This is a genomic window from Helicobacter sp. MIT 99-5507, assembly GCF_003364295.1.
Lineage (GTDB): Bacteria > Campylobacterota > Campylobacteria > Campylobacterales > Helicobacteraceae > NHYM01.
Genome location: NZ_NXLO01000003.1, coordinates 94,213 through 118,182, shown reverse-complemented (window position 1 = coordinate 118,182; position 23,970 = coordinate 94,213). Strand labels below are relative to the sequence as shown.

The 23,970-nt window shown below is 29.7% G+C and carries 27 protein-coding genes and 1 tRNA gene; 13 read left to right on the top strand and 15 right to left on the bottom strand.

The features are described 5' to 3' along the window. The first annotated feature begins 2 nt into the window (after positions 1–2). From CQA42_RS05355 to asnB, 3 genes are all read left to right on the top strand, one after another. A complete protein-coding gene (locus tag CQA42_RS05355) occupies positions 3–581 on the top strand; it encodes a tetratricopeptide repeat protein (protein WP_115583659.1) in 579 nt (192 codons plus the stop codon). Beyond that, complete coding sequence (locus CQA42_RS05350) at positions 571–1,878, top strand: UDP-N-acetylmuramoyl-L-alanyl-D-glutamate--2,6-diaminopimelate ligase (protein ID WP_115583658.1); 1,308 nt, start codon at positions 571–573, stop codon at positions 1,876–1,878. Before CQA42_RS05355 ends, CQA42_RS05350 begins: the two co-directional genes overlap by 11 nt. Positions 1,879–2,040: 162 nt before the next feature. After that, positions 2,041–3,975, top strand: a complete 1,935-nt coding sequence (asnB, locus tag CQA42_RS05345) for an asparagine synthase (glutamine-hydrolyzing) (protein WP_115583657.1) — start codon at positions 2,041–2,043, stop codon at positions 3,973–3,975. A 103-nt stretch (positions 3,976–4,078) separates the two neighbouring features. Here the strand turns inward: asnB and CQA42_RS05340 are convergent. The 4 genes from CQA42_RS05340 to CQA42_RS05325 form a co-directional block, all read right to left on the bottom strand. Beyond that, positions 4,079–4,154 (bottom strand) — tRNA-Ala (locus CQA42_RS05340). A 358-nt stretch (positions 4,155–4,512) separates the two neighbouring features. After that, on the bottom strand, positions 4,513–5,244 hold the full coding sequence (locus tag CQA42_RS05335; protein ID WP_115583656.1) for a hypothetical protein: 732 nt from the start codon (positions 5,242–5,244) through the stop codon (positions 4,513–4,515). Continuing rightward, positions 5,241–6,359 carry an EpsG family protein gene (locus tag CQA42_RS05330; RefSeq protein ID WP_147289261.1) on the bottom strand — a complete coding sequence of 373 codons (1,119 nt, stop codon included), beginning with the start codon at positions 6,357–6,359 and terminating at the stop codon, positions 5,241–5,243. Before CQA42_RS05330 ends, CQA42_RS05335 begins: the two co-directional genes overlap by 4 nt. Positions 6,360–6,512: 153 nt before the next feature. Then, entirely contained in the window at positions 6,513–7,181 is a 669-nt protein-coding gene (locus CQA42_RS05325; protein WP_115583654.1) for a DedA family protein, read from the bottom strand. Positions 7,182–7,277: 96 nt separating this feature from the next. Between CQA42_RS05325 and CQA42_RS05320 the strand changes: the two genes are divergently transcribed. From CQA42_RS05320 to CQA42_RS05285, 8 genes are read left to right on the top strand one after another with little or no spacing between them, the layout of a single operon-like run. Then, positions 7,278–8,060, top strand: a complete 783-nt coding sequence (locus tag CQA42_RS05320) for a flagellar motor protein MotB (protein WP_258865576.1) — start codon at positions 7,278–7,280, stop codon at positions 8,058–8,060. 13 nt (positions 8,061–8,073) lie between these two features. Next, complete coding sequence (locus tag CQA42_RS05315; protein WP_115583653.1) at positions 8,074–8,739, top strand: carbonic anhydrase; 666 nt, start codon at positions 8,074–8,076, stop codon at positions 8,737–8,739. Beyond that, positions 8,736–9,563, top strand: a complete 828-nt coding sequence (kdsA, locus tag CQA42_RS05310) for a 3-deoxy-8-phosphooctulonate synthase (protein ID WP_115583652.1) — start codon at positions 8,736–8,738, stop codon at positions 9,561–9,563. The genes CQA42_RS05315 and kdsA overlap by 4 nt, the downstream gene beginning before the upstream one ends. Before the next feature lie 2 nt (positions 9,564–9,565). After that, entirely contained in the window at positions 9,566–10,030 is a 465-nt protein-coding gene (gene ribH, locus CQA42_RS05305; RefSeq protein ID WP_115583651.1) for a 6,7-dimethyl-8-ribityllumazine synthase, read from the top strand. Then, positions 10,030–10,464, top strand: coding sequence for a transcription antitermination factor NusB (gene nusB, locus CQA42_RS05300; protein WP_115583650.1), 435 nt, complete (start codon positions 10,030–10,032; stop codon positions 10,462–10,464). The genes ribH and nusB overlap by 1 nt, the downstream gene beginning before the upstream one ends. Then, positions 10,464–11,180 carry an orotidine-5'-phosphate decarboxylase gene (gene pyrF, locus CQA42_RS05295; protein WP_115583649.1) on the top strand — a complete coding sequence of 239 codons (717 nt, stop codon included), beginning with the start codon at positions 10,464–10,466 and terminating at the stop codon, positions 11,178–11,180. The genes nusB and pyrF overlap by 1 nt, the downstream gene beginning before the upstream one ends. Continuing rightward, positions 11,181–12,014 (top strand): pantoate--beta-alanine ligase, encoded by an 834-nt coding sequence (gene panC, locus CQA42_RS05290; protein WP_115583648.1) that lies wholly within the window; start codon positions 11,181–11,183, stop codon positions 12,012–12,014. It begins immediately after the preceding gene. A 21-nt stretch (positions 12,015–12,035) separates the two neighbouring features. Then, complete coding sequence (locus CQA42_RS05285; protein WP_115583647.1) at positions 12,036–13,199, top strand: Opr family porin; 1,164 nt, start codon at positions 12,036–12,038, stop codon at positions 13,197–13,199. On the opposite strand, the gene CQA42_RS05280 is transcribed toward CQA42_RS05285, so the two are convergent. The 8 genes from CQA42_RS05280 to panD are packed head-to-tail and all read right to left on the bottom strand — an operon-like array spanning position 13,196 to position 18,807. Further along, positions 13,196–14,518: an MATE family efflux transporter gene (locus tag CQA42_RS05280; protein ID WP_115583646.1), complete on the bottom strand. Its 1,323-nt coding sequence runs from the start codon at positions 14,516–14,518 to the stop codon at positions 13,196–13,198. The genes CQA42_RS05285 and CQA42_RS05280 overlap by 4 nt on opposite strands. Next, positions 14,519–15,382, bottom strand: a complete 864-nt coding sequence (locus CQA42_RS05275) for a carbon-nitrogen hydrolase (RefSeq protein ID WP_147289270.1) — start codon at positions 15,380–15,382, stop codon at positions 14,519–14,521. Continuing rightward, a complete protein-coding gene (locus CQA42_RS08280; RefSeq protein WP_181881504.1) occupies positions 15,378–15,515 on the bottom strand; it encodes a hypothetical protein in 138 nt (45 codons plus the stop codon). The genes CQA42_RS05275 and CQA42_RS08280 overlap by 5 nt, the downstream gene beginning before the upstream one ends. Before the next feature lie 28 nt (positions 15,516–15,543). Next, positions 15,544–16,317: a 5'/3'-nucleotidase SurE gene (gene surE / locus CQA42_RS05270; protein ID WP_115583645.1), complete on the bottom strand. Its 774-nt coding sequence runs from the start codon at positions 16,315–16,317 to the stop codon at positions 15,544–15,546. A 14-nt stretch (positions 16,318–16,331) separates the two neighbouring features. Continuing rightward, positions 16,332–17,174: a polyprenyl synthetase family protein gene (locus tag CQA42_RS05265; protein ID WP_115583644.1), complete on the bottom strand. Its 843-nt coding sequence runs from the start codon at positions 17,172–17,174 to the stop codon at positions 16,332–16,334. Next, positions 17,155–18,168, bottom strand: a complete 1,014-nt coding sequence (locus CQA42_RS05260; protein ID WP_115583643.1) for a hypothetical protein — start codon at positions 18,166–18,168, stop codon at positions 17,155–17,157. The genes CQA42_RS05265 and CQA42_RS05260 overlap by 20 nt, the downstream gene beginning before the upstream one ends. Next, on the bottom strand, positions 18,140–18,442 hold the full coding sequence (locus CQA42_RS05255) for a YbaB/EbfC family nucleoid-associated protein (RefSeq protein ID WP_115583642.1): 303 nt from the start codon (positions 18,440–18,442) through the stop codon (positions 18,140–18,142). Before CQA42_RS05255 ends, CQA42_RS05260 begins: the two co-directional genes overlap by 29 nt. A 2-nt stretch (positions 18,443–18,444) precedes the next feature. Next, positions 18,445–18,807: an aspartate 1-decarboxylase gene (panD, locus tag CQA42_RS05250; protein ID WP_115583641.1), complete on the bottom strand. Its 363-nt coding sequence runs from the start codon at positions 18,805–18,807 to the stop codon at positions 18,445–18,447. A gap of 117 nt (positions 18,808–18,924) precedes the next feature. Here panD and hypE point away from each other — a divergent pair, with 117 nt between their 5' ends. Then, complete coding sequence (gene hypE, locus CQA42_RS05245; protein ID WP_115583640.1) at positions 18,925–19,923, top strand: hydrogenase expression/formation protein HypE; 999 nt, start codon at positions 18,925–18,927, stop codon at positions 19,921–19,923. A gap of 7 nt (positions 19,924–19,930) precedes the next feature. Here hypE and CQA42_RS05240 read toward each other — a convergent pair whose 3' ends face one another. The 3 genes from CQA42_RS05240 to CQA42_RS05230 are packed head-to-tail and all read right to left on the bottom strand — an operon-like array spanning position 19,931 to position 23,401. Beyond that, positions 19,931–21,658 carry a hypothetical protein gene (locus tag CQA42_RS05240; protein ID WP_115583639.1) on the bottom strand — a complete coding sequence of 576 codons (1,728 nt, stop codon included), beginning with the start codon at positions 21,656–21,658 and terminating at the stop codon, positions 19,931–19,933. After that, a complete protein-coding gene (locus tag CQA42_RS05235) occupies positions 21,655–22,347 on the bottom strand; it encodes a class I SAM-dependent methyltransferase (RefSeq protein ID WP_147289260.1) in 693 nt (230 codons plus the stop codon). Before CQA42_RS05235 ends, CQA42_RS05240 begins: the two co-directional genes overlap by 4 nt. Then, positions 22,313–23,401 carry a bifunctional glycosyltransferase family 2/GtrA family protein gene (locus tag CQA42_RS05230; RefSeq protein ID WP_115583637.1) on the bottom strand — a complete coding sequence of 363 codons (1,089 nt, stop codon included), beginning with the start codon at positions 23,399–23,401 and terminating at the stop codon, positions 22,313–22,315. The genes CQA42_RS05235 and CQA42_RS05230 overlap by 35 nt, the downstream gene beginning before the upstream one ends. A gap of 208 nt (positions 23,402–23,609) precedes the next feature. On the opposite strand from CQA42_RS05230, the gene hypA reads away from it, so the two are divergent. After that, positions 23,610–23,957 carry a hydrogenase/urease nickel incorporation protein HypA gene (hypA, locus tag CQA42_RS05225; protein ID WP_115583910.1) on the top strand — a complete coding sequence of 116 codons (348 nt, stop codon included), beginning with the start codon at positions 23,610–23,612 and terminating at the stop codon, positions 23,955–23,957. The last annotated feature ends 13 nt before the right edge of the window (positions 23,958–23,970 follow it).

Below are 23,970 nucleotides of genomic sequence, written 5' to 3'. Positions count from 1 at the left end.
ATTTGAAACCACGATTTGTATTACAAAAGGCAAAGAAAGCATTTTTATCAAAAAAATATGATATTGCTATGAAATTATTTAATGAAATTGTTATTATAAATCCAGATAATAAAGAAGCAAAACTTGGGATTTTATTGTGTGATATGGCAAATGACAATGAAGAACAAGCACAAAAAATATTTGATTATTATCAGCTTACAAAAATCCAAAAAGTTGCTAATGCAGAAGATGGAATCTTAAATTTGATAAATATTTTGGATAAAAATACAAATTATTTTGTTTCACTTTTAAATAAATATGAAGAAGCACAGATTAATGATATTGATGGGATTTTATACTCGGATTTTAAAAAATTATTAGACGATAAAAATGATTTTAAGAAAATTTTTGAATACGCTATGTTTAGCACAAAGATTATTTTTACAAAGAAAAGTGATTTTTATGAATTTTTAAATCTACTAATTGATAATGGTCTTAGTAATATTTCTATGCAATATATCGAGAATCTAAGCAGTGACATAACAAGTGATAATGAAATGCAAAAAATCATAAAAAAGGCTCTAAAAGCAAATGAGAATTGAGATTGATAATATTATTTTTAGCGATGATAGCAGGGAAGTTTTAGAGAATCCAAATTCATTTATATTCGTTGCAACAAAGCTAAATGAGAGATTTGTAGATGAGGTAGAAAAAAGCGGTGTAAAAATCATTACTCCACTTGAATTAAAATCATATTTTAAAAAAATGCCAAAAATTATAGGTATTACAGGCACAAATGGCAAAACTACTACTGCGTGTTGTATTTATTCAATCCTGCTTTCACTTGGATTTAAGAGTGCATTGCTTGGCACTAGAGGCTTTTTTATAAATGATAAACAAATCCTGCCAAAAGGGCTTACAACACCAACTTTGCTAGAACTATATAATGATATTAAAATCGCACTAGATTATGATTGTGATTATTTTGTAATGGAGGTAAGCTCTCATGCAATAGCACAAAATAGAATCGAGGGTTTAGATTTTGCTCTAAAGATTCTTACAAATATCACTGCTGACCACCTAGATTTTCATAAAAATATAGAAGAATATGAAAGAGTAAAAAATTCATTTTTTAGCGATGAAAGCGTAAAACTTATCAATAAAGATTCTACAAATGCAAGATTTAATGTCATTAATACTTGGACTTATGGTATTGAAAATAGTGCAAATCTCACCCCTAGTGCATATAGCCTAAAAGATTCTATAAGCGGACATATTATCTGGAATGATTTTAAAAATAAAATAAGAGAGGAGGGTATATTTTCTTCTACTTTGGTTGGCAAATACAATCTTTATAATATTTTAGCCTCTATTGCTGCAGTAAAAATACTAAATCCAAATATAGAGATTCAATCTATAGCAGCTGCATTAGATGATTTTGGTGGTGTAGAAGGCAGGATGCAAGTTGTTTGGAGTAATCCGCTTGTGATTGTAGATTTTGCACATACTGCAGATAGTATGAAAAATATATTTGAAGCATTTCTTGGACAAAAGACAAAAGTCCTTTTTGGAGCAGGTGGAGATAGAGATAAGACAAAGCGTCCAAAAATGGGTGAGATAGCTAATATTTTTACAAATAAAATTTATCTAACAAGTGATAATCCGCGAAGTGAGAAAAAAGAACAAATCATAGATGATATTTTAGTTGGTATAAAAAATAAAGATAAAGTTGTAGTAGAAGCAGATAGAGCAAAAGCAATTGCTCTAGCACTAAGTGAGTTAAAAAATGATGAAATCTTGCTTATACTTGGCAAAGGCGATGAAACCTATCAAATCATAGGAGAAGAGAAGATTCCATTTAGTGATAAAATCGAAGTAGAAAATTTTTATAAAAGTTAATATTTTAATCATTTTACAAAACTTGATAGTATGTAGAATCTGCATTTATATAGGCGAGATAACGCTATAAAATTTAAGCTATACAAACTATTATGCAAGCTATAATTTTAGATTTAGAATCTACCTTAAATGCAATCTAATAAAATATTTAAAGGAGCCGGTATGTGTGGAATCTTAGGCACTATTCCAAATACAAATCCCAATCATTTCAATCAAGCACTTGATACACTAACTCACAGAGGACCTGATGATTTTGGTGTATATCATGATAAATATATCTCTTTGGGGCATAGAAGACTTTCTATCATTGATTTAAGCAATAATGCCAAGCAACCAATGGCTTATAAATCTCACTCTGGGGGGGGGGAATATCATATTGTATTTAATGGAGAGATTTATAATTTCTTAGAATTACGTCAAGAGCTAGTTGCTAAGGGTTATATATTTTATACAGATTCTGATACTGAAGTAATTCTTGCTAGCTTTGATGCATGGGGTGAGCAATGCCTTAATCGTTTTAATGGTATGTGGGCGTTGGCAATTTGGGATTGTAAGAAAAGACGACTTTTTCTTTCTCGCGATAGATTTGGCAAAAAGCCGCTTTTTTATGCTTTCATTAAAGATAAAAATAATCAAGATTTATTTGTATTTGCTTCTGAAATGAAAGCAATTTATCCATATCTTAGTGAAGTAAGCCCTGCTAGTGATTTTACTACAATGACAAAAATGCAGAATATATTTGATTATGAAGGAAGTGAGAAAACTCTAATCAAAGGCATTAAACGTTTCCCTCATTCACATTTTGCCTATTATGAGCCATATACTAATTCACATAATTCTTGCAATACACAAAAAACTCTAAAAATAGAGCGATATTACTCAATTTTAGACAATCTTATCACCCCACTTCCAGACTATACAAAAGCAGTGGAGAGATTTAGAGAGTTGTTTTTAGATTCTGTAAGGCTTAGAATGCGATCTGATGTATCTATCGGCACAGCTTTAAGCGGAGGACTGGATTCTAGCTCTACGATGTGTGCGATGGCATATCTTGATAGACAAAAAGATATAAAATCTAAAACACGAGAATCTAAAGACTGGCATCATGCTTTTGTGGCTTGCTTCAAAGATACGCCGCTTGATGAGAGTCAATATGCAGCTAAAGTTGTAGATTTTCTAGGCATAAAAGCAACTTTTTTAGAGATAAATCCGCTTAAGTTTTGGGATAAGTTAGAGCATTATTTTTATATGTTTGAGGATTTGTATATCACAAGTCCAATCCCTATGATAGCCATTTATCAGGCTTTAAAGCAAAATAATGTGAGTGTTACTCTTGATGGACATGGTGCAGATGAGCTTTTTAGTGGATATGGGCATTTAATCGAGGCTCTTTGGGATGCTAAATTTAAACCTACAAAGGCTCTTGATATTTTACATACACTCAATCAAACTCGCGCTCAACCAAGCCCAAATAAAGCACTTTATAAAGAAGGAGCAAGATTCCTCTTAAAAACATTTATCAAAAAAACCACTGGCTATAAACTAAAACTTCCAAAAACAAGAACTCATCGCAATTTTGATAAACTTGATTATTTTAGCTCACATTTATATGAGATTTTTTATCAAACGATTTTGCCAACACTTTTGCGAAACTATGATAGATATTCAATGATTAATAGCGTAGAAATTCGTATGCCATTTATGGATCATAGACTCGTGGAATTTGTTTTTAGTTTGCCATTTGATTATAAAATCCGCGGGGGATACACAAAACGTCTTATTCGTGATAGCGTTGATTGTTTTATGCCAAAGGAGATAACTTGGAGAAAAAGCAAAATCGGCTTTAATTCACCTTTTACGCAGTGGTTAGAACGTGACAAAGCACACAATGGGCTTAAAGAATGGGGACTTGATTTGGTGCATTCAAAGGATTTTTATGAATGCCCACTAATAGAAAATCCAGCAAAAATCGCCCACAATATGGAAAAAATCTGCAATAATCAAAATAGTAACTATAATGTGGGTGAAGAAATATGGTGTGAGATTAATCCATATCTATGGCAAAAATCACTACAAAATGCAGTAAAATTTGTTTAAAATGAAATTTTAAGTAGCACTAATATCAATCTTTATTTTTTTTAAAAAGTAGATGGGCACTAAAATAGAAAATTACTATAAAAAATTACTTGAGCATAAAATATGGTGGAGTGTAGGGGATTCGAACCCCTGACCTCAACGCTGCCAGCGTTGCGTTCTCCCAACTGAACTAACGCCCCAAAAATTTAGAATCTCTACAAGATTTTAAAATCTTACATAGTGCGATTCTATCATAAAATAAAAATCTCAATCCTGCTTTTTAGTAGAGTTTATAAAAGAATTTTGTGTTTTTAGAATAATAGAATCTAGTTAGATTCTATTATTCTAGCTTATGAAAATGTATTAAGTGGGAAGTCTAATTGCAATATGACACTTGGAAAAGATGAGTGCTATATGAAGGATTATTATAAAAAAGATAGAAACTACAAAAGCCTAAATAATCATGCCAGTGCAAAAAAAGAAAATACCAGAATCTAAAAAGTAGTTTTGTTAGATTCTGCTATATAGCTTAGTATCTATGCGATTTTAGCAATAAATTTACTTTGTTTTTTTATTTTTCAATTGTGCTTTAAGCTTCATCATACTTTCTACAAAAAATACTACAAATAAGCTCATTATGACCGAACATAAAATCATAAATATATATAATTTTTTTGGATTAAGTAGAGTGTGTTCTTGTATGATTTGAGTTGATCTTACATTGTAGGCATTTTGTGCCAATCTGTCTTTTCTTAGATCTATATAATGTTTATTAAAATTAGGTTGAATATACGAAACTTGTGATGATATAAACTCCATTGCTAAAACATCTTTGGCTCTTTTATTTACTTGTGTTGATAGCGTTGAAATATATTGTTTTGTTTCAGTGACTATTGGATCATCTTCAAGTAATTTGATTATATTTTGTTTTGAATCTTTGCTTAATTCTTTATTAGTATAAATAGCATAAATATCAAAACCAGCTGTTTTTACAACAACCTTAAAATCATAAATCATGCCATTATCTTTTATAGCACGCAATACATTATCGATGATACTTGATGGTATCTCTAATATTTCATTATATTTTTTAATTTTAAGCAATGAAGCGAAATATTGTTTGTTTATTGTAAATGTAGCATTATGCTGATTTTGCATTTTGTGAATATTTGCAATTTGATTATTGGCAAATAAATATCCTATAGCAAGAAATATGATAAGCAAAAAAATAAATAATTTTAGATGTTTTTTAAGTGTCAGTATAATATCAAGCGTATCATAATTTTTCATATTAAAACTCCTTGAAATAAATAGTAAAATGGATATATGCTGTATTCTGGATAAGAATAAAAGTATGATAATGGCTCTCCTTGGAAGCTTGTTTCCACATACATAATCAAAAGATACATCAATCTAAGAAAATATGGAATTAGTAAAATCAAAGCCAGCATTAAAAATTTTCTAGATGCTAAAAATAGCAAGAATCCAAAGAGTAAATCAAAAGCAACCATAAAAAATCTTGTTGGTATAATCTGCATAAAATATATAATAAAGCATATTAAAATGGGGATTTTGTAATGTTTGATTAATTTATCATTAGGATTTAAGATAAAAAAACTAAATAATATATACAAATATAGCAATATTTTCATAACGCTATGAGCAAACATATCAAAGGAATATATCGGCTTGATGTAATATGTTGAATATTCAAAAAATTGTTGTGGTAAAAATGCGTATAATGATTTTCCACTCTCTATAATAGATGTATTTATTAGATATGAATTATTTAGAAACAATAATAAAAAGATTCCAAATAAACATAAACTTAATTTTGGAAATTTAAATATTATATAAAACCCAATAAATACCAATAAAGAACTCATATGAAAGAGGCAAGATATCACTAAAAATAATAATTTTAAACGCACATCTTTATTTGATATCGCATACAATAAAAACACACAGCTAAATCCCTGTCTTGTAAGACCTATGATAGCCATCAAAAAACTGAAAAATAAACTAAATGCAATCAATGCTGCTCTTTGGCTATTTTTAATATATTTTATTACATATATTTCAAGCCAAATATAAAATAAAATCACCATCACAAAAGTAGTAATTTGCAATAAATTTTGTGGAAATAATTTTGGAAAAATAAGGCTAATTATTTTGTAAAAAATAGGCAAACCTATTTCATAGCCATTTCTATTGACAAACATCGCACCATGAATGTCATCATATATATCAAGATAATTTTGATAATATCGCGAAAAGTCATCATCATAGTTGAATGTTTGACTAAAAAAGATTCTGCTTCCATATATCATTGAGATATTAAACACCATATTTACAGAAAGCAAGATTCTGTATTCTTTTGTTATGTATGACGATAATCCAATCATAATAAATACAGATAAGGCATAAGCATAAAATGGTGAAAATGGTGTAATAAGAAGTGGGATAAAATAAATAAAACTAAGATATGAATGAGTATTGTTATACCTTAAGGCATAACTTCTATCTACCCCCCCCCATCATGCTTAAATTGTAGATTTTCATGCTTTATTCCTTTTTACTTTATAAATTATATAGATTCCGACTATGAAAACTACACTAAATAATGTAAAAATCACAGCCTGTGTTACATATGATTTGATTTGCATTTCTTCTTTTGTGAGATTGCTAGATGTAAATGTTGCAACAATCTCATTTATACCCATTCCACCGCTAAATATCGCACCGACATAATATCCTATGATAGTTAGGATTATTACCCAGATTCCTGCCCCAAAGCTTGTATAAAAACAAAATTTTGTTAAATTCATTTTTGCAAGTCCTGCAGGTAGTGATATATACTGCCTTACAGCAGGGATTAATCTACCAACAAATGTGCTAATTTCACCATGATTTTTGAAAAAAACTTCCATTTTTTCCATTGAACTCTCAGTAAAAAAGAAATATTTACCAAATTTTAATACAAAAGCCCTACCAAATTTTAATGCTAATATGTAGTTAAACAATGCGCCAGCAAGTGAGCCTAAGATTCCCATAAAAATTGCAATATATATATTCATCTCACCTTTATATGCCAAATATCCTGCTGGTATCATAACAACCTCTGATGGAAATGGAAAAAAACTAGATTCTAAAAACATCATAAAAAAGATTCCAATATATCCAAGATCGCCGACTATATTAACTATAAAATTTATAATATCTGCCATTTATCCCTCATTTTTAAATTTTTTATATACACTAATACAAGATATTAAAATGCTATAATTTCGTTTTTATGAAACAAATCCATAAAAGGCTTGCATTTGAGTAGAAAAAAAGGATTATATCAAAAAGATAAACCAAAAGGACTTCCATTATGGCTTGGAACATTTGGTGACCTCATGAGTTTGCTTTTGACTTTTTTTATCTTGCTTTTATCAATGGCTACATTTGATCATCAAAAGGTTGAAGCAGCGATTGGCTCTTTGCAAGGTGCTTTGTCAATATTAGAAAATGGAGTTGAGACAGAAATAACACCACCAAATAAAGTGCAAGCTACGCCTATCCCTAGAGATAATCCAACGCAAGAAGCTATAAATGCTTTTGCAGGACTTATTTCTGAATACCAAGAAATGACAAAAATAGCGGATGGTCCAGGGATAAATCTAGAAGAATCACAAGATGGATTTATTATTAGAATCCCTGATGATTTATTGTTTGATACAGGTAGTGCAGTATTAAAAAATGATAAAGGAAAATTATTTTTACAAAGATTATCAATGGAGCTGGATTCTTATAAAGATACTTTGCAATTAAGGATTATAGGAAATACTGATAATACCCAATATAGGCAAGGCAGCAAGATTGATAATTGGGATTTGTCAAATAGCAGGGCTTTGAGCGTTGCAGAATCTTTGCTTTCATTTGGTGTGCCATCAAGTATTATGCAAGTTGGTGGAGATGGAGAGTTTAATCCTATAGCTTCAAATGATACTGATTTTGGTAGGGCACAAAATAGAAGGGTTGATATACATTTTAGTTTTGTTGGAGATAGCGCAAACAATAAGCAAAATGCAAAAGATATTATAAATAAAATGCAAAATTAAGAAAGGCTTGTAATTGAGAGAATTATTTGAAGGCGCATTAAAATTTAGAGAAGAAGATTATCTAAATCATAAAAAATTATATGAGAATCTAAAGAAAAAACAAGATCCTCACACGCTTTTTATATCATGTGTAGATTCTAGGGTTGTGCCAAATTTGATAACAAATACTCTCCCAGGAGATTTATTTGTAATACGAAATATAGGCAATATCGTGCCACCATATAAAGAGGGCAAGGATAATATGAGAAGTGGATATTTAGCTACTACTTCTGCTATTGAATATGCATTAAGTATTTTAAATATTGAAAATATCATTGTATGTGGGCATAGTAATTGTGGAGCTTGCCACTACATATACGAAGATAAAAAAAAATTAGCAGCCACTCCATATGTAAGCAAATGGCTTGAATTATTAAATCCTGTAAAAGAAAAAGTCGATAGACTAAAACCAGATTCAAAAGCAAAACGAATATGGCTAACAGAGCAGATAAATATCGAATATCAATTAGAAAATCTCATGACTTATCCATTTGTTGAAGAAAAGTTTGATTCTGGATTGCTTAGAATCTATGGTTGGTATTACATCATAGAAACAGGTGAGATTCTAAATTATAATATGATCAAAAGAGAGTTTAAAGCAATTAGTTCAAATTCAGGTTATATCAAAGGCGGATTATGAAAAAAATAATACTAATGGCAGGACCATGTGCAATTGAAGGTTATGATAAGCTTAAAATTATTGCAGATGATTTAAATGCACTATCAAAAAATCCAAATATAGATTTTTATTTTAAAGCAAGCTTTGATAAAGCAAATAGAACTAGCTTAGAAAATTATCGTGGTGTAGGCATAAAAGAGGGATTAAAGATTCTAGGTGAAATAAAAAAAGAATATGGATACAAAATCATTACAGATGTCCATGAATGCGCTCAAGTAGAAAGTGTCGCACAAGTCGCAGATGTTATTCAGATTCCTGCTTTACTTTGTAGACAAACAGATTTGATAGTAGAAGCAGCAAAGAGTGATAAAATCATAAATATCAAAAAAGGACAATTTTTAAATCCGCTTGATATGCAATATGCATTGCTTAAAGCTATAAAAACTAGAGGCAAGGAAGGTATAAATTACGAGAGTGCTAATTATGATGTATCAAGTAAATTAAAAATATGGGCTACAGAGCGAGGAAGTAGCTTTGGTTATGGGAATCTTGTAGTTGATATGCGAAGTTTGGTTATTATGAGAAAATTTGCACCTGTTATTTTTGATGCTACACATAGCGTGCAAATGCCAGGTCTTGGTAACGGAAAAAGCTCTGGAGATAGCTCTTTTGTATTTCCATTAGCACGAGCTGCTGCTGCTGTTGGTGTAGATGGATTTTTCTTAGAAACTCATAATGATCCAAAAAATGCTCTAAGCGATGGTGCAAATATGGTAAATTCAAAAGATGTAGAATCTATGGTAAATAAATTGATTGAGATTTTAAATATTTCTAATGGAGAATAAATATGAATAAAATAGAAGGTGATTTAAGGCTTGATGGTAGCGAGAGAGTTGCAATTATTGTATCAAGGTTTAACCATTTAATAACAGATAGACTCGTTGAAGGTGCTAGAGATAGTTTTTTGCGACATGGTGGAATTGATGAGAATCTAGATTTAGTGTTAGTCCCTGGGGCTTATGAGATTCCATTTGCATTAAATAAAATATTAGATGATGATGCTTATAATGGTGTATGCTGTCTTGGTGCTGTCATTCGTGGTGCTACGCCACATTTTGATTATGTAAGTGCAGAGGCTACAAAAGGAATAGCTACTTCTACATTAAAATATAATGCTTGCGTTAGTTTTGGATTATTAACTACTGATACAATAGAACAGGCAATAGAGAGAGCAGGGACAAAAGCAGGCAATAAAGGCTTTGAAGCGATGAATTCATTAATTGAGATGATGAGCTTGTATAAGAAAATATAATGGCTACAAGAACGCATGCAAGAGAAGCTGTCGTAACACTTTTATATGCCTATGAGATTGGCAATAAAGATATTAGAAAGTTTGCAGTTAGTATTTTAGAACAACGAAAGATTAAAAATGCACAATTAGATTTTGCACTAAATTTATTTGATGGTGTGATTACAAATCTAAAAATCATTAATGAAGAAATCATATCAGTCTTAAAAAGCTGGGATTATTCAAGGATTGGCGTAATTGATAGATGTATTATTGAGCTTGGTGTGTATGAGATCATATTTAGTAAGCTTGATATTGCAATAATTATCAATGAAGCTTTGGAGATTTCAAAAATATTAGGTAGCGATAATACTGCTAGATTTGTAAATGGAATCTTAGATGCAATAAGTAAAAACTATCCAAGAGATAATACAAGCGATAATAAAGGTAAAGATTGATGGCAAGATTATGTATAGCCCTTGATATGGAATCTAAAAATGATAATTTGAAATTATGTAGAGATATTGCAAATAATGATACTAGCAATATTTATCTAAAAGTAGGTTTGAGAAGTTTTATTAGAGAAGGATTAGGTTTTATTTATGAGCTTAAAAAACTTGGATTTAGAATCTTTCTTGATTTGAAATTATATGATATTCCAAATACTATGCTAGATTCTATAAAGGAGATTATAAAGCTAGATATAGATATGCTTACAATTCATGCAAGTGCTGGCAGGAGTGCATTGCAAAGCATAGGTGATTTAATAAAACAAGATAAAAATTCACCTTTAGTGTTTGCTGTTAGTGCATTGACAAGTTTTAATGAGATTGATTTTAATGAAATATACAACGATAATATAAATAATGCTATATTGAAGTTTGCAAAACTTAGCAAAGAATGCGGGATTAGCGGCATTGTTTGCTCTCCATTAGAATCTAGTATAGTTAAAAATTCTTATGATCTACTCACTCTAACACCTGGAATCCGCCCAAGTTCTTGTGATTTTGATGATATAGATTCTGCATTATATGATAGCAAAGATGATCAAAATAGAAGCACTTCAATAAAAATGGCTATTGCGCATAAAAGTGATTTTTTAGTCATAGGCAGACCAATTTATAAAAATACTAATCCATCGCTTTTGGTTAAAAAAATTTTGGAGATTTTATAAATGCAGATTATAAAAAATATCGATGAACTAAAAGAATTTAAAAAAAATAATAAAAATAAGAGTATTGGTTTTGTTCCTACGATGGGAGCTCTGCATTTAGGGCATTTATCGCTTATTAAAAATGCAGTATCAAATAATGATATTGCAATTGTTTCTATATTTGTAAATCCAACTCAATTTGGAGTAAATGAGGATTTTGATATTTATCCAAGGACATATCAAAAAGATATAGAGTTGTGCAAAAACGCAGGTGTTAGTGCTATTTTTATGCCAGAGATTGATACTTTATATCCAAATGGATTAGATGATGAAGTAGTTTTAATTCCACCTGTATCAATGGCAAAAGTATTTGAAGGAGCAATTAGAGAAAATCATTTTGGTGGCGTGCTTAGAGTGATTTTAAAATTATTTAATCTAATATCACCTACAAATGCGTATTTTGGGAAAAAAGATGCACAGCAATTGCTTATAATAAAAAAAATGGTTAGTGATTTGTTTTTGGATATAAATATTATTCCTTGTGATATTGTGCGAGATAAAAACAATCTAGCATTAAGCTCAAGAAATGTATATCTAGATTCTGCTTCTTATGAGATGGCTCTAAATTTACCAAATGCAATCAATAAAGCTATGTCTCTTGTGCTTGCAAATACATTAGAATCTAAAATCATAGAAAATGCTGCTATGGCTTGTTTGGCGGGGTTGGAAGTTGATTATTGTAATGTAGTTGATTATAATCTAAAAAAAATACAAGAAATACAAAAAAGAAATTCGCTTTTAATCATTGCAGTTAGGGTTGGTAAGGTTAGATTGATAGATAATTGTTGGTTTTAATTAAATTTTTAGGAGGATATTTTGCGTATAGTTTTTGTTATGATTTTTGTTATTGGTAGTGTTTTTGCAAATAGCTTTGTTGATGCTATAACATCGGGGGAAAAAGAAGGTGATATTCATTTGTTATTTGATTATACAAGCTCAAGCCCTGATTTAAATGGCACTAAGTATCAAAATAGTGCTTTTTTAGCTACATCATTTGGATTATATTATCATAGTGCGTTTTATGGATATTTTAGGGCTCATATAGGTTTTAGAGGTGCTCTTCCGCTTATCCAAAGTAGTAGAAAATCAACTTATGAAGGCGGCAGGGGTGATGCTGCAAGAGATTTTTGGAATACAAATAAAGCAATGCTTGCAAGAAGCTATTTAGAATATTTTGATGGCGATACTAGCATTCGTCTTGGTCGTTTAGAAGATGAAACAGATGCATTGACTAATCATTTTGATGGACTTTGGGTTCAAAATAAAACTTTAGGATTCTTGCTTATAGATTTTATTTGGATTAATCAACAAGGCACCGTTTTACCACGAGAGCTATCTGGATTTGAAAAATTAAATACAAAATATGGTGGCACATACTATCTAGGTGCTACTTTGGAATTGCTTAGATTTTTGGATTTAAAATTATATGGCGCACTCACTCCACAATTATATAGTTTTATTGGATTTAAGGCTGCTTTAGATGTATCTCATGCAACTGCTAATATTGGAATCTTAACTGGTTTTGAGCATAGAAATAGTGCATTTAGTGGTAAAACTAGCTTATTATTTCATGCAGATGTTGGATATAGATATAATATTTTCTATGGTGAATTAGGATATATAAGGACAGGTTCATCTGTAGGTATGGGTAGTTTGCAAGAAACAGGAAATTCAGTAACGCCATTTTTCTATTTTAGCGGTGATGCTCTAAATTATGAGCGAAATGTAAATCTATTTTTTGGAAAGATTGGTATTGATGCAAATATCATTCAAGCTTATCTAGTCTATGGCTATAATACCTTTAATAAGAATCTTAGTGCAGATAACAAAAAATATTCACAAGGTGAAGTCAATCTATATTTTGATTGGAAGACAAGTGATGCTACAAATGTAATATTTTATCTGCTAAATACACATGGAAGTAAAGCTGCTATTCCAAATCTAACACAAACTGGAATTGCTTTTCGTCTTGGTTTTTAAATGAAGATTCTGTGGAAACATCTTTTAAACACATAAAAAAAGATAAATCCACGAATAAATGTTTCAATCAAAATAATAATATATATGCTAATTATTGGAGCTCCAATTTTATAACATACATACATAGGGAAGATTCTAAGTCCCCATATTGAAATGAGATTGATTGCAAGCGATATTTTTGTAGCTCCAGCACCTCTATATGCTCCATCTAAGACAAATATAAAAACAAGCGGAATCTGCGATAATCCTACATATGTAAGATATGAGATAGAGCTATACAATACAGAATCTTTTGTGCTAAAAAATAAACTTAAATGTTTGCCAAATACAACCATAATAAAGCCCATTATTCCCATAAAAATTGATGCTAGTATGATTGTTGTGTATGTAGATTCTTTTAGTTTTTTTGTATTATTTTTCCCAAGATAATATCCGCTAAGTGCCATTGATGCTACCATAAAACCAAAGCTAGGCATGAATGCAAATGCTTCAATCCTTGTTGCAATCTGAAAACCTGCTAAATAATCGCTCCCATATACTGCTATAAACTTTGATATAAGTATCAATGATATGATTGTAAAGCCTCGCTCAATCCCAACAGGTATGCCGATATTTATACCTTTTTTGAAAATTGTAAAATCAAAAAATAGCTTTAGTTTTAATATGGATTTTTTTCTAGTTAGCAGTGCAAGTAAAATAACTAATTCAAGATATGTTATAAATAGATTTGAGAGTGCTATTCCTACGATATCCAACTTCTCAAAGAATACTCCAAATATTAAAATATAATTTAGCGTAATATTTACTATAGATGTAATTATCTTTATGATAAAAGGTGTTTTTGTATCACCAATAGATGTGAAAGCTGATATTAAAATACTTTTTGCAATAAGAGCTGGTATGCCATATAGTGTTATATGGATAAATATTTCTCCTAGAATCTTTGATGTAATATCTGTTCCAATCCAATTAAAATAAGCAGAATATGAAAGATTTGCAAGAAAATAAATAGGGATAGATGCAAGCAATGCTCCAAAAAACATACTTGATAGCACATTTGTTATGCCATTAAAATCTTTTTTACCAAATAGTCGTGATATTTGCGCGCTAGTGCCTACAAAAAATATATTTGTAATCGTATAAATTAGCATAAAAAAATTCAATCCCAGTCCAACTGCAATAATATGATAGCTTGATATTTTTCCTACCATAAATATGCCAATTACAATATTTGTGATATCTAGTAATGAATTCAACCCAGAAGGCACAGCAATCTTTAAGATTCTTTTATAATGCTTTTTGAAGTTTATGCCAGTCACTTAATCAATATATCTCTTTGTGATGTTGCTATAAAATTCAATTCGTCTATCTCGTAAAAATGGCCAAATATTTCTAACTTGTGAGATTCTATCCATATCTAGTGTTGTTTGGATTATCTCATCTTTTTTACCCCCAGCTTTTGCAATAAGCTCACCTTGTGGTCCAAAGATAAAGCTATTTCCCCAAAATTCAATTCCACTATCTTTAAAAGATTCAAATCCAACACGATTTATTGCAGCCACAAATACGCCATTTGCTATTGCATGTCCTCTTTGTATCCCAATCCATGCTTCTAATTGTCTTTGTTGCTCTTCTTTAGAATCTGCTCTATCAAATCCTATTGCAGTTGGATATACTAGTATTTCTGCACCACCAAGAGCCATAAGTCTTGCTGCTTCTGGATACCATTGATCCCAACAAATTAGCACCCCTATTTTCCCAATTGATGTTTGTATTGGCTTAAACTCATTATCACCAATTGTAAAATAAAACTTTTCATAGAATCCTGGGTCATCTGGTATATGCATTTTTCTATATTTTCCTGCAATGCTTCCATCTTTATCAAATACAACAGAAGTATTGTGATACAAGCCATTTGCACGTTTTTCAAATAGTGAGCTAATAAGGACTACTTTATTGGCTTTAGCGATTTTTGAAAAACATTCTATATCATCATTAAAAGATTCTGCATATTTGAAAAATTCTACATTTTCACTCTGGCAAAAATATTCTGTTGCATGCAATTCTTGCAAGCATACCAAGTTTGCACCATTGTTAGCAGCTTTTTTTATCAAATCTATTGTGTAATTTATCGTATCTTGCTTATTATTCTTAAATGAATGTTGTATTAATGCTATATTAATACTCTTCATCTTCATACTCATCATCTATAGCATAGTCATCATCATCATAATCATAATTTACATCAGTATCTTCATCTTCGAATTCAAATTCATCTTCAAATTCATCTTGCATATTTATATTTAATTCTCTCATATTTATCTCCAAAATATTAATTAATATTCTATTTTACCCAATTCATAAGCATATTTACATCATCATAACTTGTTAAATCTAGTAAAATTGGTGTAATACTTGTATATCCATCAAAAATAGCTTTGAAATCTGAATTTGTTTCTTTTCTTTCTTCCCATGCAAGCGGGTGAAGTCCTAGCCAATAATATTCTTGTCCTCGTGGATTCCTATGTAAATGTGCGTCATTTCCATACAATCTATAACCCAATTGAGTTATTTTTATACCTTTGTAGTTTTTTTGCTTTATTTGTGGAATATTTATATTTAATAGTTTTCTCCCTTTTAGCGGGAATGATTTATTAAATATTTTTTCTACAATCTCTCTTGTTACTTGTTTTGCTAGGCTAAAATCAAAGCTAAAAACATCATTTTTATCATTTAATACTTGAGATATTGCAATGCTTGGTATTTCTCTTATTGCACCTTCCATTGCACCTGCAACCGTCCCTGAATATGTTACATCCTCGCCCATATTTGAGCCTATATTTATTCCTGAAATAATTAAATCTGGTTTTATCTCATATAATGTATTTAATGCGAGGTATATGCAATCTGCTGGGGTTCCATTGTCTAATTTATAAAAATCATCTTTTACTTTTATAAAACGCAAAGGCTTTGTAAGCGTAAGTCCATGTCCACAAGCTGATTTTTCACTAGCAGGGGCAACTACTAGAATTCTAGCCATACCTTGAAGTGAATCTATTAGTGCTTCTAGTGCAGGAGAATCAAAGCCATCATCATTTGTAATTAAAATATTTTTCATAATGTATCCTTAGGTTAATGAGATTTTAGTAATTCTTTTAGATTTTTTTGTATGTTATCTTGCATAGTATCTAATTCTAGCAATAGTTCATCTTTTAATCTATCTTTAGCATCTTTAGCTTTTTGTAAGCCAAGTAGATTTACATAGCTATTTTTAGATATATCATTATTTATTGGTTTGCCTAAAACTTCTTCAACACTTGTAGAATCTAGCACATCATCTTTTATTTGAAAATATAATCCAAGTTTTGTGCCAAAAATCTTAAGCTTTTTTATTTCATTTTTGTCTAACAAAGCGATTATTCCACCTATTTCAAGCGAACTTGCAATAAGGGCAGCTGTTTTGTTTAAATGAATGAAATCAATCTTACTTTTATCTAACTTTTTATTTTCAAAAAAACAATCACAAGCTTGTCCAAGCACCATTTTCAAAGCACCAAATCCTAGCGATTTTATGATTTCTACTTTTATTTTATCACTAAAATTTGAATTGCTAATCAAATAAAATGCGTATGTATTGAGTGCATCTCCAGCTAGTATTGCTCCGCATTCATCGTATTTTATATGCAAAGTTGTATGCCCGCGTCTAAGTGGCGAATTATCCATTGCAGGCAGGTCATCGTGGATTAATGAATAAGTATGTAAAACTTCTAATGCCAAAGCTATACAAAATGAATCTTTTATCTTTTTTTTATCATTTGCTAAAACTATGCTAAATAATAAACTAGGTCTAAATCGTTTTCCTCCATTTACAACCATCTCCCAAAATGCATCTTGAAAATATGGGTGAAAACTCTCAAATATACTTGTATCATGTGATTTTAAAAAGTTTTCAAAATCAATTAATGTCTTTTTCATTTATATTCCTATCTATATTTAGCGGTTTTTGTATATTTATAAAAAATTCAAAATTTCTTCTTAATACCAAAATATTTAAACTATCTTCTAGCGTAGAATCTATAGCAGAATCTATATCATTAATATTTTTTATCCTAATCTTATTTATATTTAAGATTCTATCACCTTGCTTAAAATTTTTATTTGTTGGGTTATTAATTATTACTAAATCTTTGTTTATTGCTATTCCTAAAGCTTCTAAATAAGTCCCTTGAATATCAAATGATGAATTTAGAGGCAATGTTTTAATCAAATAAGAAATATTATTTATCTTGATTTTTATTTGCGTATTTGGTGGCAATATCGTGATTTCATCAAAGAAATCATTGCTAGATTCTATCTTTTTATCATTAATGCTTTCTATTTTATCTCCAATCTTTATATTTTTGATGATTAGAGGATTTATTTTGCTTATTTCTAGTTTGTTATTTATTTCTATTCCTATGTATGAATAAGTAGAGATTATGTCATTTGTAGAGGTTTGTAAAAATAAATCTATATATTTTTTAGTAATAAATTTATTATCATTTGTTGAGATTCCATATATTTGATAGCAAATATCGCTAATGACGCTATTTTGCTGCATATTTTTGCTAAATATTGCTAAATCTTTTATAGAGTTTTGTTTTTGTAATATCTCTCCATGCACTATAGAATCTTTATTGATAGCCACGACTTTTATATCATTTTTTATTTCTTTTAAGTCAAATTTATAGGCTAGGGCTTCATCTTTAAATAAATACAAACCAAAAATTGGTGATGATTTTATAATCTTGTCATTTTGTATTTGTTTATTTGAATATGCCAGATAAAGCCCATCTCCTAAGTGCAAAGCATTGATCCCGCTAAAATCTTTTGATGCATTTAGATAATATTCCTCACATTTACTAAAATCAAGGCTAAATGCGATATTTAGCAATAAAATGCTAATTATTAAATGGCGATATATCACCAAATAGCTCCATTGCACTATTTTTTCTATTTTCATCTACATTTTTATATGCTTCATTTACCGCACCAATGATTAGAATCTGCAAGGATTCTACATCATCAAGCAAACTTTTATCAATGATTAGATCTACTAATTCACCTTTACCATTTACACTAGCTTTTATCAATCCACCGCCACTTGTAGCACTAAAGATGGTATTTGCTTGTTTTTCTTCCATATTTTTAAAAGTATCTTGAAATTGGCTTAGCATTTTGTTTAAGTCATTTGGGTTAAACATGATTATTCCTCGTTAGTTGTTGTGATATTATTATTTTCATCTAGTATTATGATTGTTGGTTTAAAAGATTCTGCTTTGTCTATATCGCAAGTCGCATAAGCCATAATAATGATTTTATCCCCAACTTGCACTTTTCTAGCTGCTGCTCCATTTAGGCATATAGTTTTGCTATTTTCTTCGCCTTCAATAATGTATGTAGAAAATCTTTCTCCATTATTTATATTTGCAATATCTACTTTTTGTCCAACAAATAATTTAGATTTTTTTAATAATGCTTTATCTATTGTAATCGAGCCTTTGTAGCTTAGGTTTGCATCAGTTATCGTAGCATTATGTATTTTGCTATAAAGCATTTCTATTTTCATTCTTATTCTCTTTTAAGTTGTATTTTTTTGATTTAAAAATTTAAAAAAATTTTAACATAAAAACCATATACTTTTTTGATTAAATTTAAGATGTTTTTTAAATAATGAAGGATTTTTATGGATAGAGTATTGCTTTCTTATGGTAATGGCGGAAGAGAAAATGCAAGATTGATAAATGATGTATTTATCCAAACTTTTGGAGATATTGCACAATTTATATCTGAAGATTCTGGATTTTTTAGTGGTAAGGATTTTGCAATGAGCACAGATTCTTATACGATAACACCAATTTTTTTTCCAGGGGGTGATATAGGAAAGCTAAGTATTTGTGGTAGTTGTAATGATGTAGCAGTTGGTGGAGCAAAACCACTTTATTTGAGTGCTTCATTTATCATTGAAGAAGGATTTTTAATAAGTGATTTAAAAAAAATCGCACAATCCATGAAAGATGAAATGCAAAAAAATAACATCACACTTCTATCTGCTGATACAAAAGTAGTAAATAAAGGCAGCCTAAATGGCATTTTTATAAATACTACTGCAATTGGTGAGGTAAAATATAAAAATCTAAGCGCAAAAAAGCTGCAAGTAGATGATGTAATCATTTTGAGTGCCCCAATTGGTTCGCATGGTGCTTGTATTTATTGTCTTAGAAATAATGTCAATTTATCAAATGATTTACAAAGCGATTGTGCTAGTTTGTGGGAAATGATAAATGTATTGATTGAAAATGATATCGCAATTCATGCTATTCGTGACGCTACAAGAGGCGGTATTGCAGCACTTTTAAATGAATGGGCAAATGCTTCAAAAAAAGATATTTTTATAAATCAAGATGATATTTTGGTGCCACCTTCTGTCCGTGGAGTATGTGAGATTCTAGGAATTGAGCCATATTTATTAGCAAATGAGGGAGTATGTGCTTTTGCTATAGCAAAAGATGATGCAAATAAAGCACTCTCTTTGCTTCAAAATACAAGATTAGGAAAAGATTCTAGAATCATTGGAAATGTCGCACAAAGCACACTTGGAAATAAGGTAGTGATGAAAAACACTTGGGGAAGTAAAATTTATTTAGATTATCCAGAAGGCGAGATATTGCCTAGAATCTGCTAAGCAGATTCTAGTTGAATTCTAAAAGAATATAATATCCATCATCTCCTAAATATATAGAATCTTTTAATGAATCTTTGTGGATCTCATAATTATTTTTTGTAAGCAATATATAAAATGCTCCATTATCTTTTTTAAAATCGTTTAAATCTTGTAATAACTTATCACTTTCAGCCCCAAAGCCAAATAGCCTATAGTATTTTTTATTTATATTTGGATTATAAGCCAATGGTTGATTATCTGTAAGAAGCCATTTTTCACCACGACTTTTATAGACATTTAAAAGAATTTTACTCATTTCTTTTCCACCTAGTGTGGTTTTTCTGTTGTATTCGCCTTGTAATATTTTTTCTTGTGAAAAAAAGCTAATGATTAATCCTATTGTAATAAATGCAATAAATAATAACCCCACTTTTTTATGTAAAAATGAAAATATCTTCTTAGTCTTTTTAAATAATAATAATTTGTAAATTAGGTAGCTTGTTGCAATAATCATAAATGGGATTCCAGCTTGCATATTTCTTAAATCATAGCTAAGAAAACAACCCCAAAATATAAAATACAAGAATCCAAAAATACCAAAAATACTAATTATTTTATTTTTTGATGTGATAGAAAATAAGCTAGCAATAGCAAATAAACTAAAAGGATTCCATAGATTTGCTATTAGTCGCTGTAATGGCGTTTTGTCACCATATATTTTGTTCATTGTATAGCTTGCATTTGTAGCATCCATATTTAAGATAATTTTTGTATAAATAGCAATTATAACCCATGGCATGAGAAATAAAACCGCAATAAAAACACAAAGTGCCAGAATCTTTTTTGATATTTTGTATTTAAAATATAGATAAGATAGACATATTGTATAAATTGCGATATAAAATAATCCAGCTTGCTTTACTTGGCAGCTAATTCCAGCACAAAACGCACTTAAAATCAAATATTTATACGCATTTTCTTTATCATTTTCATCTAGGCAAATACTAGCTTTTAGCACAAGTAAGCTTGAGATTAAAATCAGCATTGATACAGGCATATCTGCATACCCAATAAAAAATTGATTTGTTAGATGGAAAAATGATAAATATGTAATTATGCCAATGATTAATCCAAATACACTCCATTTTGCTATATCTTTAGAATCTTTTAGCAATAAAAACACACTGCATACAATCCCAACAAATGCAAAATAATACCAAATTGCTACACCTATTCCTTGAAAGCTTGATATTTTGCCACTTGCTACATATCCAAGTGAAAGCAACATAGGATAGAGTTGCGGATAACCTCCATCGTTTAGGACAAATTCCATATTTGCTAGCTCACTTGCCCATCTATTCCAGCTTACAACTGCATCCCAAGCATAAAAAATATCAGCTTTCATGGTATTATTTAGCGTATATAGTGATATTAATATGCCAATGACAAAACATGTTTTTGTTGTTTCATTATCTATTTGTATAGTAGCTGGGATTCCATGTAATATTTCATTTCTAAAAATATATAAAAACACAATCCACTCTATCAAAAGAATTCCTACTACAATATTTTGCGTATAGATTCTAGTAAGTATTAGAAAAGATATAAGCACAAAATTAAAACACAAACTAAATATAAAACTATAAATAATAAAGGTTGATATAACAAACTTTTCTTTTACAAAAATCTTGTATAAAATAGCCCCAGGCAGTAATACTGCTCCAAAAAATGATAATATCGCTAAAACTAGATTCATTTATTCTCCTTAATTTTTTTATATACAAGGACTTCTTGTGTAAGCCCTATGGCAAAATTTAGTTTTCTTGCTAGCAATTCTCCATACTCTTTTGCACTATCATGCACTTCATCAAAAAATAGCGCCCTTTCATCGTGGAATTTCCATACTTTTAGAATCTCTGCAAATTTTCTAATGATTCTATAAAGCAAGGTAGGCGTAGGGTAGGTAATAAGGACGATTCCATTATCTTTAGTAAAGTCAAAATGTCTTTTTATCATTGTTTGTGTATGATATTTATCAAAATGTTCTATCAAGCCTGCACTAAAAACAATATCAAATGTCAATTCTGCTTTTGGCAAATCTATAAGCAAATTACAAATCTGTGCATCTTGTAAAAATGGTGGAGTATTTTTGTATTTATTATTAAATAAATCTACCCCTTTTGTAGAATTATCCAGCACTTTATAATACGCTTTATTGTATATCTTTCTAAATCCTTCATAAAAACAGCTATCGCCTCCACCAAATTCACAAATCCTAGATACTTTATCTTGTTGTAAGTATTTTTGTAATAGCCCAAGAATTATCATTTGAGAAATTTTCCTTGTGATACTTGATATATGGACTTTTCTAGTATTTGCAGAATAATAAGATTCCCAATCTGTAGCTTTTTCATCTAACTTCTTGCCCCCCCCCCATAATGTCATTTTTGGTAGTAAAAATAAAAAATCTTTGCACCAAAAAGCTAATAGCAAAGATAGCTAATTCACAAAATGGCTTGATGACAACCTCGCTAATTCCACTATAATGAGACAAAATTGATATAGATTGCATTGATAAGAGCATAAGTATTATAGTAAGCACGATATAGCTAATGATTTCAAATTTTAGATTTGCTTTTGTTTTAAAAACAAGTATTTTCCCAACAAAAAAGTTAAAGCTACCTGCAACAATCCTGCCTGCTATCATACAAGATAAAAGGCTATATCCAAGATAAAATGCTATCACAAAGACTATATAATCAATTGCTGCAGTGATTATTGAATTTCCTGTATGTCTAAAAAGAACAAAATAAATACTAAGCGAATCAAATATAGGATTAAAATGCGAGGAGGCATTGTTATTTATATAGATTGTTGTTATTGGGACTTGCAAGATTGTTTTATTCTTATTGCATGCAAGGATTAACATTTGCATTTCAAATTCATATCCATTGTATGGTATGCTAAGAATTAGCTTTGCAAAATCTAGGCTAAAGATTCTAAGTCCACTTTGTGTATCTAGAATCTTCCTGCCAAACATTATTTTAAAAATTGCTTTTGTAGTTTTATTTCCAATATTGCTTCTAAATGGCACTTTGCTATCAAATGTTCTTACTCCAATTGCTAAATCAATATTTTTATTTGAAGCAAATTTATCTTTTAGATTTAATACATCTTGTATTTTATGCTGTCCATCGCAATCAAGAGTGATGATAGATTCTGCATTTTTATAATTATTAAGGATATAATTTATCCCATGTTTTAAAGCAGCACCTTTTCCTAGATTTACTGCATTATTTAATACTATGACTTTTTTATCTAATTGCAAAAATATATCATCAAAGCTTTTTCCTGAACCATCATTTACTACTATTGTGATAATATTATTTTTAAGAAGAGAATTTGTTATATTGATTAACTCTAAAGAAGGTTTATAGGCTGGAATAAGTGCTATACTTTTGCTACTGCCCCCCCCATTATGCGGTAATTTTAGATTCATAGGTTATTTGCCCTTTTAAAGTGATTGAAATAGCCAAAATTTTAACATAAAATTTAATGATTTATTTGAATGTTATTTGCTTTAAAATGGAATTTGTTTTAGATATTTTGCATCGTATAAAAATAAATCTTCCTAAAAGCAAAAATAATTAGTAAAATAAAAGTATGATTAGCTGTAATTTATATCGATTTTATAGGAGTATTTGAGTTTGCATGAATATTCGATTGTATCAGATTTGCTAAATCTAGCACATAATGAAGCAAATAAATATAATGCTAAAAAAATATTTAAGATTGTAGTCGCTATTGGAGAGCGAAGTGGAGTAGAATCCTCTTTGCTAAAAAGTTGCTTTGAGACTTTTAAAGAAGAAGATTCTTTGATAAAAGATAGTGTTTTAGAAATTATCCACAAAAATGTAAAATTGCGTTGCAATGATTGTAAAAGCGAATTTTATGCTAAAGATTTATCATATGGAATCTGCATTAAATGCAATAGTTTAAATGTTGAAATCATAGAAGGATTAGAATTGTATTTATTAAGTCTTGAAATGGAATAATTATAATCATAAT